General features: G+C 74.0%; 19 protein-coding genes. 5 read left to right on the top strand and 14 right to left on the bottom strand.

Features of this window, described 5'->3' with window-relative positions:
- Positions 1-16: 16 nt before the first annotated feature.
- From ACFRU2_RS09490 to ACFRU2_RS09455, 8 genes are all read right to left on the bottom strand, one after another.
- Complete coding sequence (locus ACFRU2_RS09490) at positions 17-1,252, bottom strand: sensor histidine kinase (protein WP_382969848.1); 1,236 nt, start codon at positions 1,250-1,252, stop codon at positions 17-19.
- Positions 1,253-1,286: 34 nt separating this feature from the next.
- Positions 1,287-3,062, bottom strand: a complete 1,776-nt coding sequence (locus ACFRU2_RS09485; RefSeq protein ID WP_382969845.1) for a cation acetate symporter — start codon at positions 3,060-3,062, stop codon at positions 1,287-1,289.
- A gap of 143 nt (positions 3,063-3,205) precedes the next feature.
- Positions 3,206-3,481: a hypothetical protein gene (locus ACFRU2_RS09480; protein WP_250741408.1), complete on the bottom strand. Its 276-nt coding sequence runs from the start codon at positions 3,479-3,481 to the stop codon at positions 3,206-3,208.
- A 245-nt stretch (positions 3,482-3,726) separates the two neighbouring features.
- Complete coding sequence (locus ACFRU2_RS09475) at positions 3,727-4,599, bottom strand: LytR/AlgR family response regulator transcription factor (RefSeq protein WP_382969842.1); 873 nt, start codon at positions 4,597-4,599, stop codon at positions 3,727-3,729.
- A gap of 106 nt (positions 4,600-4,705) precedes the next feature.
- Positions 4,706-5,656 carry an SCO0930 family lipoprotein gene (locus ACFRU2_RS09470; RefSeq protein WP_382970808.1) on the bottom strand — a complete coding sequence of 317 codons (951 nt, stop codon included), beginning with the start codon at positions 5,654-5,656 and terminating at the stop codon, positions 4,706-4,708.
- Positions 5,657-5,812: 156 nt separating this feature from the next.
- Positions 5,813-6,859 (bottom strand): GDSL-type esterase/lipase family protein, encoded by a 1,047-nt coding sequence (locus ACFRU2_RS09465; RefSeq protein ID WP_382969839.1) that lies wholly within the window; start codon positions 6,857-6,859, stop codon positions 5,813-5,815.
- Complete coding sequence (locus ACFRU2_RS09460) at positions 6,856-7,740, bottom strand: SDR family NAD(P)-dependent oxidoreductase (protein WP_382969836.1); 885 nt, start codon at positions 7,738-7,740, stop codon at positions 6,856-6,858. Before ACFRU2_RS09460 ends, ACFRU2_RS09465 begins: the two co-directional genes overlap by 4 nt.
- A complete protein-coding gene (locus ACFRU2_RS09455; protein WP_382969834.1) occupies positions 7,737-8,861 on the bottom strand; it encodes an LLM class flavin-dependent oxidoreductase in 1,125 nt (374 codons plus the stop codon). Before ACFRU2_RS09455 ends, ACFRU2_RS09460 begins: the two co-directional genes overlap by 4 nt.
- A gap of 308 nt (positions 8,862-9,169) precedes the next feature.
- Here ACFRU2_RS09455 and ACFRU2_RS09450 point away from each other — a divergent pair, with 308 nt between their 5' ends.
- A complete protein-coding gene (locus ACFRU2_RS09450) occupies positions 9,170-10,648 on the top strand; it encodes an amino acid permease (protein ID WP_382969831.1) in 1,479 nt (492 codons plus the stop codon).
- Between the two features lie 10 nt (positions 10,649-10,658).
- Positions 10,659-11,114 (top strand): Lrp/AsnC family transcriptional regulator, encoded by a 456-nt coding sequence (locus tag ACFRU2_RS09445; RefSeq protein WP_243334460.1) that lies wholly within the window; start codon positions 10,659-10,661, stop codon positions 11,112-11,114.
- Here ACFRU2_RS09445 and ACFRU2_RS09440 read toward each other — a convergent pair.
- From ACFRU2_RS09440 to ACFRU2_RS09415, 6 genes are all read right to left on the bottom strand, one after another.
- The gene (locus ACFRU2_RS09440; protein WP_382969827.1) at positions 11,092-11,499 is read right to left on the bottom strand and encodes a WhiB family transcriptional regulator; all 408 of its coding nucleotides are present in this window, start codon (positions 11,497-11,499) and stop codon (positions 11,092-11,094) included. The two genes, ACFRU2_RS09445 and ACFRU2_RS09440, sit on opposite strands and share 23 nt — an antisense overlap.
- A gap of 100 nt (positions 11,500-11,599) precedes the next feature.
- Entirely contained in the window at positions 11,600-12,745 is a 1,146-nt protein-coding gene (locus tag ACFRU2_RS09435) for an LLM class flavin-dependent oxidoreductase (protein WP_382969824.1), read from the bottom strand.
- Positions 12,746-12,799: 54 nt separating this feature from the next.
- Complete coding sequence (locus ACFRU2_RS09430; RefSeq protein WP_382969822.1) at positions 12,800-14,167, bottom strand: NtaA/DmoA family FMN-dependent monooxygenase; 1,368 nt, start codon at positions 14,165-14,167, stop codon at positions 12,800-12,802.
- 25 nt (positions 14,168-14,192) lie between these two features.
- Positions 14,193-15,413 (bottom strand): LLM class flavin-dependent oxidoreductase, encoded by a 1,221-nt coding sequence (locus ACFRU2_RS09425; protein ID WP_382969819.1) that lies wholly within the window; start codon positions 15,411-15,413, stop codon positions 14,193-14,195.
- A 61-nt stretch (positions 15,414-15,474) separates the two neighbouring features.
- The gene (locus tag ACFRU2_RS09420) at positions 15,475-15,585 is read right to left on the bottom strand and encodes a putative leader peptide (protein WP_351439380.1); all 111 of its coding nucleotides are present in this window, start codon (positions 15,583-15,585) and stop codon (positions 15,475-15,477) included.
- A 94-nt stretch (positions 15,586-15,679) separates the two neighbouring features.
- Positions 15,680-16,387: a GNAT family N-acetyltransferase gene (locus ACFRU2_RS09415; protein WP_382969816.1), complete on the bottom strand. Its 708-nt coding sequence runs from the start codon at positions 16,385-16,387 to the stop codon at positions 15,680-15,682.
- A 155-nt stretch (positions 16,388-16,542) separates the two neighbouring features.
- On the opposite strand from ACFRU2_RS09415, the gene ACFRU2_RS09410 reads away from it, so the two are divergent.
- From ACFRU2_RS09410 to ACFRU2_RS09400, 3 genes are all read left to right on the top strand, one after another.
- Positions 16,543-16,698, top strand: a complete 156-nt coding sequence (locus ACFRU2_RS09410) for a hypothetical protein (RefSeq protein WP_382969813.1) — start codon at positions 16,543-16,545, stop codon at positions 16,696-16,698.
- Positions 16,699-16,742: 44 nt separating this feature from the next.
- Positions 16,743-17,237 (top strand): hypothetical protein, encoded by a 495-nt coding sequence (locus ACFRU2_RS09405; RefSeq protein WP_382969810.1) that lies wholly within the window; start codon positions 16,743-16,745, stop codon positions 17,235-17,237.
- Between the two features lie 177 nt (positions 17,238-17,414).
- Positions 17,415-18,215, top strand: coding sequence for a carbon-nitrogen hydrolase family protein (locus ACFRU2_RS09400; RefSeq protein WP_382969807.1), 801 nt, complete (start codon positions 17,415-17,417; stop codon positions 18,213-18,215).
- The last annotated feature ends 83 nt before the right edge of the window (positions 18,216-18,298 follow it).

Below are 18,298 nucleotides of genomic sequence, written 5' to 3'. Positions count from 1 at the left end.
GCAGCTCACGGTCCGGTCAGCGCCGGGGAATTCGGCCAGGTGGGGCCGAACTGTGCACCCCCGCACGGTATTTGGGAATCCGGACCGTTATCTTCATGCCCGCGCCCACACCCGTTTCGATGACGAGCCCGTGGCCGTCCCCGTAGACCTGCCGCAGCCGCTCGTCCACATTGGGCAGCCCGATGCCCGAGGAGGCGCCCGGCTGCTCCCCGGCCAGGATCCGGCGCAGCAGGGACGGATCCATCCCGACGCCGTTGTCCTCGATCGTGATCAGCGCCTCCGCGCCCGCGTCCCGGGCCGCGATGGTGATCCGGCACTCCTCGGTGGAGTCCTCCAGCCCGTGCTTCACCGCGTTCTCCACCAGCGGCTGCAGGCACAGGAAGGGCAGCGCCACCGGCAGCACCTCGGGCGCCACCTGCAAGGTCAGCTTGAGCCGCTCCCCGAACCGGGCCCCGGCCAGCGCCAGGTACTGCTCGATGGACCGCAACTCCTCGGCCAGCGTGGTGAACTCCCCGTGCCGGCGGAAGGAGTAGCGGGTGAAGTCCGCGAACTCCAGCAGCAGGTCCCGGGCCCGCTCCGGATCGGTGCGCACGAACGAGGCTATCGCCGCCAGGGAGTTGAAGACGAAGTGCGGGGAGATCTGCGCGCGCAGCGCCTTGATCTCGGCCTCCATCAGCCGGGTCCGCGAACGGTCCAGCTCGGACAGCTCCAGCTGCACGGACACCCAGCGCGCCACCTCGGTGGCGGCCCGCACCAGCACCGCCGACTCCCGTGACCCGTAGGCCACCAGCGCGCCCAGCATCCCGTCCTCGCCGGTCAGCGGGGCGAACACGGCCCACTTGAGGGGGCAGTCGGGCCGCTCGCACTCGGTGCGCACGCTCTGGCTGCGCCCCGAGTCCAGCATCACCGCGACCCGGGCCATCGCACGGCGCTCGTGGTGGTCGGCGCCCGGGCCGTCCCAGGCGAGGACGCTCTCGCGGTCCGTCAGGCACAGGGCCTCGGTCCCAAGGAGGGAGCGCAGGCGCCGGGCGGCCTTGCGGGCGGCGTCCTCGGTGAGGCCGGCGCGCAGCGGGGGAGCGGCGAGGGAGGCGGTGTGCAGGGTGTGGAAGGTGGCCCGTTCGACGGGGGTGCCGAGGTCGAGGCCGAGGGCGCGCTCGCCCTGCCGGGCGTGCCACCGGCCTCCCGCCCAGCCGAGGCCGAGCAGCAGTGCCCCGCCGGCCGCGACGAGCACCGAGAGCAGTGCTCCGTTCATGGTGTGCCGCCCTTCGTCGAGAGCGGTGCTCCGATCACCGAGCATCGTCCTTTCCGGCGGGCGCGACAGCCGCGCCCCCGACTCCGCCGCCCGCGGGGGCCGACTCCGCCACGTCCTCCGGCAGGTGCAGCCGCGCCAGCGTCGCCGCCGTCCCCGCCGGGATCCGCCCGCGCGTGCCCAGCGACACCAGCACCATCGTCAGGAAGCCGAGCGGGACGGACCACACCGCCGGCCATGCCAGCAGCGTGTTCGCCCACCCCGCCGGAGCCAGCCCGGCCCGCGTCGCCAGCACCGCGCTCAAGGCCGCCCCGCCCCCCGTCACCAGCCCGGCCACCGCCCCCGGCGGCGTCAGCCCGCGCCACCAGATCCCCAGCACCAGCAGCGGACAGAAGGACGACGCCGACACCGCGAAGGCCAGCCCCACCGCGTCCGCCACCGGCACCTCCGTCACCGCCACGCTCCCGGCCAGCGGCACCAGGATCGCGACCAGCACCGCGACCCGGAAGCTCCGCACCCCGCGCGAAGGCAGCACGTCCTGGTGCAGCACCCCCGCCACCGCCATCGTCAGCCCCGAAGCCGTGGACAGGAACGCCGCGAACGCGCCCCCCGCCAGCAACGCCCCCAGCAGCTCCCCGGCGACCCCGCCCACCACCCGGGCCGGCAGCACCAGCACCACCGCGTCCGCCTCCCCGGTCAGGGCCAGCTCCGGGGCGTAGATCCGGCCCAGCGCCCCGTACACCGGCGGCAGCAGGTAGAAGGCACCGACCAGGCCGAGGACCACCAGCGTGGTGCGCCGCGCCGCCCGCCCGTTCGGGCTCGTGTAGAAGCGCACCGCCACGTGCGGCAGCCCCATGGTCCCGAGGAAGGTGGCCAGGATCAGCCCGTACGTCGCGTACAGCCGCAGCTCGGGACGGTCCCCGGACAGCGGCTCCGACCAGCTCGACACGCCGGGTCCGGCCTCCGCCCGGCCTTGCGGCACCGCGGAGTCCGGGGCGAACTCCAGCCGCGCGTGCGCCCGTACGGAATGCTGCCCGGCGCCGAGGGTCACGGGCTGCCCCGCGTACGCCCGCCCGTCCACCTGGCCGGTCACCGTCACCGTCAGCGGCGCGTCCAGGGACAGCCGTACGTCCTCGGCCAGCGTGACGGCGGTGTGCTCGCGGAACACCGCCGGGGCGTCGAAGGAGGCGCGCGGGGCGCCGTCCCCCGCCCAGGCGGCCAGCAGGAAGAACGCGGGCACCAGCAGGGCGGTGAGCTTCAGCCAGTACTGGAAGGCCTGCACGAAGGTGATGGACCGCATCCCGCCGGCCGCCACCGCCGCCGTCACCACGCAGGCGACGACCACCCCGCCCACCCAGTGCGGGGCCCCGGTCAGGATCTCCAGGGTCAGGCCCGCGCCCTGGAGCTGCGGCAGCAGGTACAGCCAGCCGACGCCGAGCACGAACAGCACCGCGATCCGGCGCACCGCCTGCGATTCGAGCCGGGCCTCGGCGAAGTCGGGCAGGGTGTACGCCCCCGAGCGCCGCAGCGGGGCCGCGACCAGCACCAGCAGCACCAGGTACCCGGCGGTGTAGCCCACCGGGTACCAGAGCATCTGCGGCCCCTGGAGCAGCACCAGCCCGGCCACGCCGAGGAAGGAGGCCGCCGAGAGGTACTCGCCGCCGATGGCCGCCGCGTTGAGCCGCGGGCCGACCGTGCGCGAAGCCACGTAGAAGTCCGAGGTGGTCCGGGAGATCCGCAGGCCCAGCGCGCCGACCAGCACCGTGACCAGGACGACGACGGCAACCGCGGTCAGCGCGTACGTCTGGTTCACCGGCGGGTCCTTCGGCTGGGGCGCGGGCGCGCGGCGCGGCCCGGCGCGGGTGTCGGGTCCCGGCCGTCTGCCGGGGCTCCGGGAGTCTACGCACGCCCCCGGACCAGGCGACAGGCCCTCTCGCAGGTCAGGCCGGATCCGGCTCAGCGGGCGGGATCGCGGTGCTCCGCGCAGTCCCGCAGGGCGATCTCCAGCTCCACGTACGATTCCTCGGCGCGCCGGAAGGCCAGCGTCAGGGCCGCCTCGGCCCGGGGCGGCAGGTGGCCGTACGCGCCCTCGTGGGCCTCGTACAGGACGTCGGCCCAGCGCGCGGCCGCGCTCCGCAGACGGGCCAGCAGCACCTCCGCCTCGGCGGGACCGGCCGGCCGGGTGCGGGGCAGTCCGGTCAGCGCGTCGAGCAGCGCCTGGATTTCGGACATCTGCCTCCTCCCGGGGCCGAAGATCCACGATACCCGCGGGGGTCCGTGCGGGTGGCCGGTCCGGCCGGTGCTGCGGCCGACGGCCCGGGCGGATCGCCGTACGTCCCTGCCCGCACGGTGAACGGTCCGCCGCCGCGCCGGACGGTCGGCGCGCGCCCTGCGGGGCTGTCCCCTACCCACCCTTCGCCCGTTCCCCGAGGCTGCGCCCCGGACCCCCTGGGGCTGCGCCCCGCGTCGGGGGTGGTTCAGCCCATCGCCTGGCGCATCAGTAGGTCCCGGAGCTCCCGTGTGTGCCTGCGGCTCACCTGGAGTTCGGCCACGCCGACGCGGACCGTGGTGGTGCCCGCGTCCAGGCGCAGTTCGTCGATGCGGGCCAGTGCGACCAGGTGGCGGCGGTGAATGCGGACGAATCCGCGGGCCGCCCACCGCTCCTCCAGGGTGGACAGTGGAATCCGTACCAGGTGGCTGCCCTCGTCGGTGTGCAGCCGGGCGTAGTCGCCCTGGGCCTCCACGTACGCGATGTCCGCGATCGCCACGAAGCGGGTGACGCCGCCCAGTTCGACGGCGATCTGCTCGGGCGCGCGGTCCGCGCCGCGGGCGGCGGCGGACGCTGCGGACGCGGCGACCGCCGCGACGGGCGCCCCGACGGCCTCGGGGGCGGCCGCGCGGGCCACCGGTACGGCGGGCACGGCCTCGGGCCCGGCCGCCGGGGGCTGCTCACCGGACCGGCCGGACTGCGCGCAGGCCCGCCGCACGGCCTCGGCCAGCCGCTCCGGCCGGACGGGCTTGAGCACGTAGTCCACGGCCTTGAGGTCGAAGGCCTGTACGGCGAACCCCTCGTGCGCGGTCACGAACACGATCAGCGGCGGCCGCGCGAACCCGGCCAGCAGCCGGGCGATGTCCAGTCCGGTCAGCCCCGCCATGTGGATGTCGAGGAAGACCACGTCGATGACGTCGGCCCCGTCCGGGCCGCTCTCCAGTGCCCGGGTGATCCGGCGCAGCGCCTCGGTGGCGTCCGAGGCGCCTTCGGCGCTGAGCACCCGGGGGTCCGAGCGCAGCAGGTAGAGGAGCTCTTCGAGCAGGGGCTTCTCGTCGTCGACGGCCAGTACGCGCAGCATGATGCGGAGTCTAGGTTCCGCCCGGCCGGGGCGAAACGGTGCGCGGCCCCCGCCCCGGGGGGAGGGGAGGCGGGGGCCGCGCGGTCGGTTGGTCCGGAGGACCGGTCTACTGGACGGTGATGAGCTTGCCGTCGGGGGCGACCGCGTACCAGGTGCCGCCGACGCCCTGCCCGTTGATGTCGCCGGCCTTCTTGTCACCGGTGAAGGTGTAGACGGGCCAGCAGTTCACCGTCTGCTGCTTCTTGCCGTCGGGGCGGTCGAGCACCAGGTAGTTCTTCTCGATGATCCCCTTGGCGTTCGCCTGGTCCACCGGCGGCACGACCGGCCACTTGGCCACGCAGTCGCCCTCGCACTTGGAGACCATGGGCCACGCGGTGTCGGGCTTGAACCGGTAGACGGTCATCCCGTTGCCGTCGACGATGTGGTCGCCGAGCTTCGGGTCCTTGGCCACGGTCAGTGCGCCGGTGGCCTGGCCGGAGCCGCCGGGTGCGGGGGCCGCCTTCGCCGCCTTCTTGCCGTCGGGAGCCGCCGCGAACCAGGTGCCGCCGACGCCCTGCCCGTTGGTGTCGCCCGCCTTGGTGTCCTTGCTGTACCGGTACACGGGCCAGCCCGCCACCGTCAGCTGCTTGCTGCCGTCGGTACGGACCACCTCGCCCAGCAGCGCCGGGTCCATGCCCGCCGCGGCGGTGGCGTCGCCGGCCGCGACCACCGGCCAGACCTTCGCGCAGTCCCCGTCGCAGGAGGACTTGGACGGCTTCGCGGTGTCCTTGTCGAAGCGGTAGAGGGTGAAGCCCGCGCTGTCCGCGAGGACGGAGCCGAGCTTCTCGTCCTGGGCGATGGCCAGCTGGCCGCCGGGCTTGGCGGCGCCGGCCGTGTCGGCGTCGGAGCCCGAGCCGTAGCCGTCGCCGTCGCCCGAGGACGGGGCCTGGGAGGGAGCGGCGACCGCTCCGGCCGGCTTGGCGTTGTCGCCCGCCGGGTCGCTCCCGCCGCACGCGGTCGCGGTGAGTGCGACGACGACCGCCACGGCCGCCAGGGTGGTTCCGCGCTTGATGCCCATCGTGATCTCTCCCACGTGTGTGTCCTTGCCTGCGCCGTCGCATCCATCCATCCGTCCGTCCGAGCGGAGCGGAGCGGAGTGGAGCGGCGGCAACTTGTGCAGGACACGCCCTCGCGGGGCCGGTCTGTTCAATTCCTCCGATGTGGGCTGTTTCACTCACCCCAGGTCGAACCCGGCCCGCTTCATGGCCGTGGCCACAGCGAGGCCGAGCGTGCGGTGTCCGGCGTCGTTGGGATGCAGCCCGTCCGCCAAGTGCTCGGGGCCCAGCAGCTCCCGCCCCGGCAGCAGCACCAGCCGCTCGTCCCCGGCGGCGATCCGCTCCCGGGTGGCGCGCTCCATCGCGTCGCGCAGGGCGCCCAGGGTGGCGCCCAGCTTGTTCGGGGTGCGCTCCGCGTCCGGGCGCAGCACGGGGGAGAGGAGGAGCAGCGGTGTCCGGGGGTGACCCTGGCGGACCAGTTCGAGGAAGGCGCGGGTGGTCTCGTACAGCAGGGGGGCCGAAAAGGGCACGCGGGACCAGCAGTTGGTGCCGAAGGCGAGGGTGAGGACGTCCGCGGGGAGTCCGGCGAGCTGCTCGGCGCAGGCCAGCTCCCCGCGCGCGGCGCCCGCGTAGCCGAGGTTGACGGTGTCCCAGCCGAGCGTCCGCCCGGCCACCGCGGGCCAGCCGTGCGCGGGCCGGGTGGACCACCAGCCCTCGGTGATGGAGTCGCCGTGCACCACCCAGCGGGTGGCGGGCGGTGCGGGGGCGAGCGGGCCGCCGATCCCGCGCAGGCCGAGGATCAGCGGGGACTGGGTCTCGGGCGGGTGGATGGTGAACGGTCCGGCGCCGCCCGGCAGTTCGAGGCGTACGACGGCCTCGGAGGCCGGCTCGGTGTACAGCTCGGCGACCACCCCGTGCCGGTCCCACAGGGCGAACCCGTGCGCGAGGTCGCGCAGCGCGTCGGTGGGGCCGGGCACGGTCGCCCGGTAGTGGATGTCCACCGCCCGGGTGCCCGGCGCGGTGAACTCCAGGCGCACCCCGATGGGCAGGGTGGCCCGCTCGCCGGTGTCCCAGGGCAGCCGCATGGTGTCGGCCGGATCGGCCCGCACGGGCCGGCCCCCGTCCAGCCAGGCAACGCCGCGCAGGAAGGGCCCCGCGTCCAGCCACGGCCCGGCCTCCGCGCCTATGTCCGAGCCTGTGTCCGGCCCGGCTTCCCGTGTGCTCATCGTGCGCCTCCGACCGTCGGGTACGGGAACTTCACGCCGACGCCGCCGTCCACGACCAGCGTCTGGCCCGTCATGTACGAGGACTGCGGCGAAGCCAGGAAGTACAGCGCGGCCGCGATGTCCCGGGTCTCCGCGACCCGGCCCAGCGGGGCGTTCGCCGCGTTCAGCCTGCGCCCCTCGGGACCCAGCAGGGCGGCCACCCGCGGGGTCCACACCACCCCCGGTGCCACCGCGTTGACCCGTACCCCGCGCGGGCCCAGCTCTACCGCCGCCGAGCGCACCAAGGAGATCAGGCCGGCCTTCGCGGCCCCGTACGCGGCGTGCAGCGGGGCGGCGGTGAGCCCGGAGACGGAGGCGACGAAGACCAGCGGTCCGCCGCCGGCCGCGGCGACGGCCTCGCCGCCGTACTGGACGGCCAGCCAGGCGTGCCGCAGCACCAGGTCGAAGTGCCAGTCCCAGTCCTCGTCGTCCAGCTCGGGCAGCGCGGCGTACCGGGCCATGCCGACGATGTCGACGACCCCGCCGACCGGGCGCCCCCCGAGCAGCTCCGGCGCCGCGGCGAAGAGCTCCCGTACGGCCTCGCGCCGCGTGACGTCGGCGACGTACGGGACGCCCCCGGTCTCGGCGGCGACCGCCCGGGCCCGCTCCTCGTCCGCGTCCACGCACAGCACGCGGGCTCCGCCCGCGGCGAGCGCGTGTGCGGTCTGGCGGCCGATGCCGTTGCCCGCGCCGAGCAGGACCAGGGCCCGGCCGTCGAGCCGGAGCAGGGCGGCGTAGTCGGGGACGGGCGAGGTGTCGGGGGCGGAGGGGGCGGAGGGGACGTCGGGGACGGAGGGGACGTCGGGGGAGCCGTCGGTGATCGTGTCGGGCCCGTCGCTCACGCGGAGGCCTTCCGCGGCGTGTACCGGGCCAGTTCCGGGATGACTTCCTTGCCCAGGATCTCCAGGGTCCGCAGGATCTCCCGGTGCTCCAGGTACCCCCACTGGACGTAGCAGATGAGCTGGTCGACGCCGAGGTCCGCGTACCGCTTGGCCTTGGCAACGATCGTCTCCGCGTCCCCGATGAGGATCATGTCCCCGTCGCTGAACTCCCGTACGGGTACGTTCCCTTCGAGGATCGGCGCGAGCAGCGGGAAGGTCCGCTCCCGCTCCTCGGGGCCCAGGTGTGGCAGCTCCCACTCCAGGGTGAACTGCGCCAGGTTGGAGTACCACCAGGCGACCGACTCCCAGACCCGGGGACCCGGGTCGGTGCGCGGCGGGGTGGCGTGGACCAGGGTGTAGGCGGCGACCCGGTCCGTGGTGACGTCGGTGAGGGGGCTCGGGGCGGCGGCAGCGGCCCGGTAGGCGGCCACCTGGGCGGCCATCGCCTCCAGCGGCTGCATGATCGAGAAGGACAGCAGCCCGAGGCCGTGCGCGCCCGCGACCTCCGCGGAGCCGGGGGAGGTGGCCGCCATCCAGGCGGGCGGGTGCGGATCCTGCACCGGCTTGGGGGTGACCATGCGGCGGGGGAAGGCGAAACGCTCCGACTCGTACGCGAAGTACTCCTCGCGCCACATTCCGGTCACGATCTCGATGGCCTCGCGCCAGTCGTCGCGGGACTTCTCCCGGTCCACCCCGAAGGCCGCCTGCTCCATGGGCGTGGACCGGCCGGTGCCCCACTCGACCCGGCCGCCGGAGAGCACGTCGACGGTGGCGACCTTCTCCGCGATGCGCTGCGGCGGGGTGAAGGCGAAGGGGGTCAGGGTCACGCCGAAGCCCAGCCGGATCCGCTCGGTGAGTCCGGCCAGGTGCCCGAGGAGCACCTCGGGGGCCGGGCAGTGCGAGCGGCCCTCGCGGAAGTGGTGTTCGACCGCCCAGACGGTACGGAAGCCCATCCGGTCGGCGAGCCGGATCTGTTCCACCGCCTCCCGGTAGGCGCGCTGCTCAGCGGCCCGCTGGCCGTGCGGGTGGGCTCCCCGCCAGGGCCGCGGCACGTCGATCTCGTAGAGCACGTCCAGGTCCATGGCGGCACGCTGCGGCAGATCTGACGAAGTGTCAAGAATGTGGGTCGGGATCGTCCGCGCATTGATCGATCATCCCCGCGCAACAAAGGACCATCCAGGACGGATCCGCGCAACGATCAGTCGCCTATGTGCAAGGATGGTGCATTACGGGCGGTATCACTCAGCTCGTAGGCTCACTCGCTGTACGTGGAGTGGCGTGGACCGCCTGCTCGGCGGTCCCCCATGCCCAGGCCCTCTCGGCCTGCTCCTGCTCCGGACCGCTGCGGTCGACGCCTCAACCCCACCCGCAGTGACAAAGGAGTCCCCTCGTGCTCGACCACGGCCAGGCGCCCCCGCTCGCCCCCGCCCCCCAGGCGCCGCGCAAGCCCGCCCACCCGCTCCTGCGCCGCAAGCCGGTGGAGCAGCTGGTCGCCGAGGGCGGCCAGGGTGAGGGCGGCATCCTGCGCCGCTCGCTCACCATGTGGCAGCTGACCATGATCAGCATCGGCGCGACGCTCGGCACCGGCATCTTCGTCGTCCTGGGCACCGCGGCCCCCAAGGCCGGCCCCGCCGTCACGATCTCCTTCGTCATCGCGGGCCTGACCGCCCTGTTCTCGGCCCTCTCCTACGCGGAGCTGGCCGGATCGGTGCCGGTCTCCGGATCCTCGTACTCGTACTCGTACGCCACCATGGGCGAGCTCGTCGCCTGGGTCTGCGGCTGGTGCCTGGTCCTGGAGTACGGGGTCTCCGTCGCGGCCGTCGCCGTCGGCTGGGGCGAGTACCTGAACGAGCTCCTCGACGGGACCATAGGCGTCACCATCCCCGACGGCGTCTCGGCCCCGCTGGGTGAAGGCGGCTTCATCAACCTGCCGGCGCTGGTCGTCGTCCTGCTCGCCATGGTCTTCCTGATGCGCGGCGCCAAGGAGAGCGCCCGGATCAACTCGATCATGGTCGGCGTGAAGATCGTCACCCTGCTGCTCTTCATCGGCATCGGCTTCATGGGCATCAAGGCCGGCAACTACGCCCCGCTCGCGCCGCTCGGCATCACCGGCATCAGCGCCGGCGCCGCCACGCTCTTCTTCTCGTACATCGGCTTCGACGCCGCCTCCACCGCCGGTGAAGAGGCGAAGAACCCCAAGCGCGACCTGCCCCGCGCGATCATGCTCTCGCTGCTGATCGTGACCGTGCTCTACGTCCTCGTCGCCTTCGTCGCCGTCGGCGCCATGCCGTGGCAGGACTTCGAGGGCACCGAGGCCGCGCTCGCCCAGATCATGACCGACGTCTCCGGCCACACCTTCTGGGGTGTCGTCCTGGCCGCCGGCGCCGTCGTGGCCATCGCCTCCGTCGTCTTCGCCGTCCTCTACGGCCAGACCCGCATCCTCTTCGCCATGTCCCGCGACGGCCTCGTGCCCAAGGTCTTCGCCCGGGTCGACGCGAAGAGCGGCGCCCCCCGCGCCAACGTGGTGATCGTCTCCCTCTTCTGCGGAACGCTCGCGGCCTTCATCCCGCTCGGCAAGCTGGCGGACGCCACCAGCATCGGCACCCTCTTCGCCTTCGGCCTCGTCAACGTCGCCGTCGTGATCCTGCGCAAGACCCGCCCGGACATGCCGCGCACCTTCAAGGTGGCGCTCTTCCCGATCACGCCGATCCTGGGCCTGCTCGCCTGCGGCTACATGATGTTCAGCCTGGACACCGCCACCTGGATCGTCTTCGGTGGCTGGATGGCCGTTGGCCTCGTGGTCTACTTCCAGTACGGCATCCGCCGCTCCCGACTGGCCACTGCAGAACCGGCCGCAGCAGAGAAGTGATCCACCCGTAGTGCGACTGAACGATCTCGACGAACGCATCGTGCACGCCCTGGCCAAGGACGCCCGCCGCTCCTTCGCGGACATCGGCTCCGAGGTCGGACTCTCGGCCCCCGCCGTCAAACGGCGTGTGGACCGGCTGCGCGCCGAAGGAGCCATCACCGGCTTCACCGTCCGCGTGGACCCCGCCTCGATGGGCTGGGAGACCGAGGGCTTCATCGAGATGTACTGCCGCCACAACACCTCGCCGGACGACATCCGGCGGGGGCTGGAGCGCTACCCCGAGGTGGTGTCCGCGTCGACCGTCACCGGCGACGCGGACGCCCTCGTCCAGATCTTCGCCTCGGACATGCGGCACTTCGAGCGGGTCCTGGAGCGGATCGCGGGCGAGCCCTTCGTGGAGCGCACCAAGTCCGTCCTCGTCCTCTCCCCGCTCCTGCGCCGTTTCACCTCCGGCGCGCCTGCGTAGGGGTCCCCGCCGTCCCCGCCGCCCGCTTCCCGCGCTTGCGCAGCAGCTCGCGGCGCTCCTCCTCGGTCAGACCGCCCCACACCCCGTACGGCTCCCGCGTGCGCAGGGCGTGCTCCAGGCACGCCGCGCGCACCGGGCATCCGGCGCAGACCTGCTTCGCGGCCTCGTCGCGCTGCTCCCGGTCCTCGCCCCGCTCGTCCGCGGGATGGAAGAACCGCGTCGAGCCGAGCTCGCGGCAGGCGGCCCGCGACTGCCACTGCCAGTGGTGTCCGGCGGACCCGGGCAGCCGGGCCACGCGGGCCGCCGGGACGCGGGGAGCCGCGGGAGGTGCGGTGGACGGGGTGGACGCGGTGGACGTGGCCGTCCTGGAGGGGCTGCGGTTCATGACGGTTCCCTTCGCGGTGAGGTCGCAGACTGTCCTCCCCGCGTGTGACCGCTCCGCTCCGTGCCAAACCCGCCCGCGGACATCCCGGCAACGGCCCGGCCTACCAGTGCAGATGCCCCCGCCGCGCCCACTCCCCGGCGAGCAGCCGGTACGAGCGCACCCGGTCGGCGTGCCCGTGCGTGATCGTGGTGATCAGCAGCTCGTCCGCACCGGTCGCGTCCCGCAGCCGCTCCAGCTGGTCGGCGACGGTGGCCGGCGAACCGGCGAACTGGGTCTCCACCCGGTCCGCGACCAGCGCGTGCTCCGCCGCGGACCAGCCCCGGGTCAGCGCGCGGGCCTCCTCCGGCGAAGGGAAGGGGATCGCACCCTCACCGGACCGGATGCTGTGCACCCACGGCGCGTACCCGGCGGCCAGCTCCTGCGCCTCGGCGTCGTCCGGGGCCACCACGACATCGGCGGACACGGTCAGGTGCGGCCGGTCCAGCCCGCCCGGCCCGGCCGAGGGCTTGAAGGCCGCCCGGTAGGCCTCGGCCGCCTCCAGCACGCTCGCCGGGCTGACGTGGTAGTTCGCCGCGAACCGGAGCCCGTTGGCACCGGCCGTCTCCGCGCTCACCCCCGCGCTGCTCCCCAGCACCCACACCTGCACCTCGGCGCCCTCCCCGGGCACGGCATGCGCTTCCACCCCGTCCGGCGAGCGGTACTCCCCGCGCAACAGGGCCAGTACGTCGCCCACTTGCTCGGAGTACTCCTGCGCCGTGGCCCCCGGCAGCTGCAACAGCCGCTGCTGGAGCGCGATCCGCGGATGGTCGCGCAGGTGGGCGAAGGAGAAGGGCTTCGGTATGCACAGGCCGTTCGCCGTGGTGTACGCCACCGGCGGCTCGGCCCCGGCACGGCGCGCCGGCGGGCCGCCCGCCGAGCGCCCCAGGCCCAGGTCGATCCGCCCCGGGTGCACCGCGTCCAGCAGGCCGAACTCCTCGACCGTCGACAGGGCCGTGCGGTGCCCGAGCTGGACCGCCCCCGAGCCGATCCGGATCGTGGAGGTGGCCGAGGCGGTCAGCGCCAGCACGACGGCGGGCGAGGTCCCCGCGACCCCCGGATTCAGGTGGTGCTCGGCGAACCAGTAGCGGACGTAGCCGAACCGTTCGGTCTGCCGGGCCAGGTCGACGCTGCCGCGCAGGGCCTCGGCCGCCGTGGAGCCGGACGGGATCGGGACGAGGTCGAGGACCCCGAGCGGGATACCGGGCATGGTGTTCCCCCTTCTGTGGGACGGGCTTCGGATGGGGTCCTGCGGGGGCCGGGGTCAGCCGCGCACGGGGGCGAGCGCGCGGGGCGCGGCCAGCCCCAGGTGGTCGCGCAGCGTCGGGCCGTCGTACTCCCGGCGGAACACCCCGCGCTCCTGGAGCAGCGGGACGACGGTGTCCGCGAAGGCGTCGAGCCCGCCCGGGGTCAGGTGCGGGACCAGGATGAATCCGTCGGCCGCGTCCGCCTGGACCAGGGCGTCGATGGCCTGGGCGACGGTCAGCGGCGAGCCCACGAAGGACTGCCGGGCGGTCGTCTCGATCACCAGCTCCCGGATCGACAGGCCCCCGGCGGCCGCCCGCTCCCGCCACTCCCGCGCGACGGCCACCGGATCGCGGTTCATCCGCACGCTCGCCCGGCCCAGCGCGATGGTGTTCTCCCCGGGCTCGGGATCCACGTCCGGCAGCGGCCCGTCCGGGTCGTAGCCCGACAGGTCCCGGTTCCACACGTGTTCCAGGTACTTGATCGCGGTCGCCCCGCTGACCTGCAGGCGCCGCACCTCGTGGGCCAGCTCCCGCGCCTCCGCGTCCGTGTCGCCGAGCACGAAGGTCGCCGCCGGGAGGATCTTCAGCTCGTCGGGGGTGCGCCCGTACCGGGACAGGCGCCCCTTGACGTCCGCGTAGAAGGCGCGGCCCTCGTCCAGCGTGCCGTACCGGCCGAAGATGGCGTCCGCGGAGGCCGCGGCGAACTCCCGCCCCTCGTCCGAATCGCCCGCCTGGAAGATCACCGGCCGGCCCTGGGGGCTGCGCGGCACGTTGAAGTGCCCGGAGATGTCGAACTGCTCGCCCCGGTGGGCGAAGGCGCCGGGGCCCGCGTCCCGCAGGAACTCCCCGGAGACCGGGTCGGCGAGGATCTCGCCGCCGTCCCAGGAGTCGAAGAGCTCGTGGGCGGTGTCCAGGAACTCCCTTGCCCGCTCGTAGCGTTCCTCGCGCGGCAGGAAACCGCCGCGCCGGAAGTTCTCCCCGGTGAAGGCGTCCCAGGAGGTGACCACGTTCCAGGCGGCCCGGCCGCCCGACAGGTGGTCGAGGGAGGCGAACTGGCGGGCCACCTCGTACGGTTCGTTGAAGGTGGAATTGATGGTGCCGGTCAGCCCGAGGTGTTCGGTGACGGCGGCGAGCGCCGCCAGCACGGTGAAGGTGTCCGGGCGGCCCACCACGTCCAGGTCGTAGATCTCGCCGCCCTGTTCGCGCAGGCGCAGGCCCTCGGCGAGGAAGAGGAAATCGAACTTCGCGCGCTCGGCGGTCCGCGCGAAATGGACGAAGGAATCGAAGTCGATCTGGCTCCCGGCGGCCGGGTCGCTCCACACGGTCGTGCTGTTGACCCCGGGGAAGTGCGCCGCGAGATGGATCTGCTTGAGCGGCTTGCTCATGGGTGCTGTCGGTCCTTCCTGGCGATCAGGCGGCGGGGGAGGAAGCAGTGGAGGCGGGGGAAGCGGCGGGAGCCGGCCGGCCGGCGGCGTACCGGTTCGCCGGGCGCGGCAGCCCCAGCAGGCCGCGGAGCGAGGAGGCCTCGTAGGCCCGCCGGAACGCCCCGCGCCGCTGGAGCTCCGGCACCAGGCCACGGGTGATCGCCGGCAGGTCGTGGGCGAGCACCCCCGGCCGCAGCCGGAAGCCGGTCAGCCCGGCCTCCCGCCGCTCCAGCAGCAGGTCGGCGAGGTGCGCCGGAGTCCCCGCGAAGACGGGGGCGTCACTCGTGTACGCGGCCCCGTGCGCGGCGTCCAGCCGCTGGAGCCGCCGCTCCGCCGCGGCCGGCTGCTCGTCGAGGAAGACCGTCAGCTCGCCGAACAGGTGCGGGGTGCCGGGGAGCGCGGCCACGGCGGCGCGGATCTCGCCGGCATCGTGCGCGGGCACGTAGCCGATGTCGGCCGACCGGGCGAGGAAGGGGTACACGGCGGCGTCCGAGGCCAGCGCGCTCACCGGGGGCAGCCCCTGCGGCGGCCGCGGGGTGATCGAGGGGCCCTTCACGCTGAACCGGGGGCCCTCGAAGTCGATGTAGTGCAGCTTGGCGCGGTCGATGAACCGTCCGGTGGCCACGTCGCGGATCTCGGCGTCGTCCTCCCAGCTGTCCCACAGCCGCCGCACCACCTCGACGTGGTCGGCGGCCTCCCCGTACAGCTCGGCCGGGTCCAGTGGCGCCGTACGACGCCCGAAGTGGCGTACCTCGTCGGGCCGTTCGGAGATCTGGATGCGCAGCCCGGCGCGCCCGCGGCTCACGTAGTCCAGGGTCGCGAGCGCCTTGGAGACGTGGAACGGCTCCGTGTGGGTGGCCACCACGCTCGGCACCAGCCCGATGTGCCGGCTCAGCGGCGCCACCCGGGCGGCGACCAGCACCGCGTCGAGCCGGCCCCGCACCAGATCGGTGCGGCCGTCGGGCCCGGCCGGATCGGTGGACTGCAGGCTCAGCGAGTCCTCGAAGGTGACGAAGTCCAGCAGCCCGGCCTCGGCCTCGGCGACGAGCGCGGCCCAGTAGCCGGCGGTGAAGAGCCGGTCGGCGTCCGCACCCGGTTCGCGCCAGGCGGCGGGATGCCAGCCGGCGCCGTCGAGGGCCACGGCGAGGTGGAGCGCGGGACGGGACGGCGGGGAGGGGGCCGGGGAGGGGGAAGGGTGCACGGGCATGGCGGAACTGCCTCCTGATCGGGCGGCGCGGCGAAGGACGGAGCGGATCGCGAAACGCTGATCAGGAACGACAGAGGGAGCCGGCGACGCGCAGCAGGTCGATGTGCGCGCGGGAGTGCAGACGGACGGCACGGCGCGGGGTGAGGGCGGCAGCGGCGGTTCGTACGGTCATGCCGGCCCACCCCCTTCGCTCGTCGGTCCCCGGTCGTGCTTCCGACGCTAGATCAGGAGGGACCGGGCCACAACGGATGGAATGTCAATCCGTGTTAAGCCTTCGTGTCGGGCGTGCGAAGCCCGATGAAGACCGGCTCGCGGCGCAGGGTGAACCCCATCGAGAGGTACAGCCCCACGGCCCCGGTGTTCTCCGCCGCGGCGTGCAGGAACGGGGAGTCCCCGCGCTCCTCCACGGCGGCCGCGACCGCGCGGATCAGCCGCCCGGCGAGCCCCTCGCCCCGGTGGCCGGGGTGCGTGCAGACGGCGCTGATCTCCGACCAGCCCGGCGGCCGCATCCGCTCGCCCGCCATCGCGACGAGCCGGCCGCCGCGGCGGATCCCGAGGTACGTGCCCAGCTCGACGGTGCGCTCCCCGAACGGGCCCGGCCGGGTCAGCTCGACCAGCTCCAGCATCTCGGGCACGTCGGCCGGCCCCAGCAGGACCGCCTCCGGCTCCTCCTTGCCCCGTACCGCCCGGCCGTCCAGCTGTACGCCCGGTATCGACATCAGGGTCTCCCAGCCCGCGGGCGGGGTCGGCAGCCCGGTCACCCAGACCTCCTGGCCGGGCCCGGCGAGCTCGGCCAGGTCCGCCCAGGCCCGCGGATCCTCCGGGTCGCAGAGCGCGGCGAAGGGCGACACCCCGGCCGGGTAACGGGCGGCGAGCCCGGCGGGGCCGGTCTCGGCGAAGCCCCGGTGCGGGCCGTCGAGCGCGGCCCAGACGGGATTGTCGAGGACCGCACCGGGCCGGGACTCACGGGACATGAGGGGGAGCTTCCTTCCATCGGGCGCAGGCACGCGTACGGTCACGTGTGCGGGCCGCTGTACGGGCACCCGTACGAGCAGTTGTACGGACTCGTGCGGGCGGTCTTGACGGCCCCTGGCGGTGCCATGAGACTGCGAACGCCAGCCTAATGGGGGTGGCGGACAGGAAGGGGGGCCCGGTGGACCAGCTCACCGCACCCTCCGGCACCACACCCTCCTCCGTCACCACCCCGCTGCGCCGCTCCTGGCTCACCCGCCGGCTGCACATAGATCTCCTCCGCGTCTGCAGTGCCACGGCCCCGGCCTCCTGAGGCCCCGCCGAGCACGCGCGTACGCACACAGACCGAGGAGAGCCATGCCCCAGACCCATGTCCAGACCCATGTCCAGACGCACGTCCAGACCCCTGACCGGGCGCACGTCCAGACCCCTGTCCCGGCGCCTTCCCAGAGCCACGTCCCGGCGCCCGCCCGGAGCCTCGCCCCGGCCCCGGCCGCGGCCGCCGTCCTCCGCGGACGCATCGGGACCGGGTTCTCGCCCGTGCCGCACCGGTACCGGCTGTACGTCGCCGCCGACGACTGTCCGAGCTGCCTCGGCGTCACCGCCGCCTTCGCCGACCTGGGCCTGCGGGACACCGTGGCCCTGACCGTCCTGCGGCCCGGCTCCGACCCGGCGGGGCACGACGCGCTCCGCCGCGCCTACGAGGCCGCCGGCCACGACCACGACGGCACGCTCACGGTCCCCGCCCTCTGCGACGGCTGGAGCGGCCGGGTGGTCTCGAACCACGCGCCCGACATCCTGGAAGACCTGCGCAGGCTGAGCGTGCACCCGGCCTTCCGCCCGGCCCCGTAGACCACCCGAAACGAGCCTTCGGACCGTTCGCAGGGCCTTCGCGCAACGAATCGCCGCTTCCTCCCGCCAACACGCAACGAATCGATGCGCGGAGCGCAACGGTCACGGCTTGTCCCGGTCGAACGCGCGAACGTACCGTTTATGGACCCCCACCCCTCCTGCCACAGAGGTACGCCCATGCCCCCGCTGCGCACCGCCCTCCTCCAGAGTTCCGGACGGCTCGGCGACACCGCCGACAACCTGAAGGCGCTCGAAGAGGCCGCGGCACGCGCCGCACAGGCGGGGGCCGGGCTCCTCGTGACCTCGGAGATGTTCCTGACCGGCTACGCGCTGGAGATCGAGGACATCGCCCGGCTCGCCGAACCGGCCGACGGCATGTCCGCCCGCGCGATCGGCGAGATCGCCCGCCGCCACGGGGTGGCCGTGCTCTACGGCTACCCCGAGCGGGACGGGGACGCCGTCTACAACGCGGCGCAGCTCGTCGGCCCCGACGGGGAACGGCTCGCGAACTACCGCAAGACCCACCTCTTCGGCTGCTTCGAGCAGGCCGCCTTCACCCCGGGCGACATCCCGGTGGTCCAGGCGGACCTCGGCGGCCTCCGCGTCGGCGTGATGATCTGCTACGACGTGGAGTTCCCCGAGAACGTCCGGGCGCACGCGCTCGCCGGCACCGACCTCCTCCTGGTGCCGACCGCGCAGATGCACCCGTTCCAGTTCGTCGCCGAACAGCTGGTCCCCGTACGGGCCTTCGAGAACCAGATGTACATCGCGTACGTCAACCGCACCGGACCGGAAGGCGAGTTCGAGTTCGTCGGCCTCAGCTGCCTGGCGAGCCCCGACGGGGTCACCCGGACCCGGGCCGGCCGCGGCGAGGAGCTGGTGTTCGGCGAGGCCGACCCCGAGCTGCTGCGCGTCTCGCGCGAGACCAACCCGTACCTGCGCGACCGCCGCCCCGGTCTGTACGCCTCGCTCGTCTGACCGCGGCCCCGCGGCCCTCGCCCGCCGGCGCCCTCCCCCCCGCTTGCCCTTCCCCCCTGCCCCACCCCGCTAGGAGTCGTACC

It is taken from the genome of Streptomyces sp. NPDC056883 (assembly GCF_042788835.1).
In the GTDB taxonomy this organism is placed as follows: Bacteria; Actinomycetota; Actinomycetes; order Streptomycetales; family Streptomycetaceae; genus Streptomyces; species Streptomyces stoeckheimensis.
This window is presented reverse-complemented; position numbering and strand designations above follow the sequence as displayed.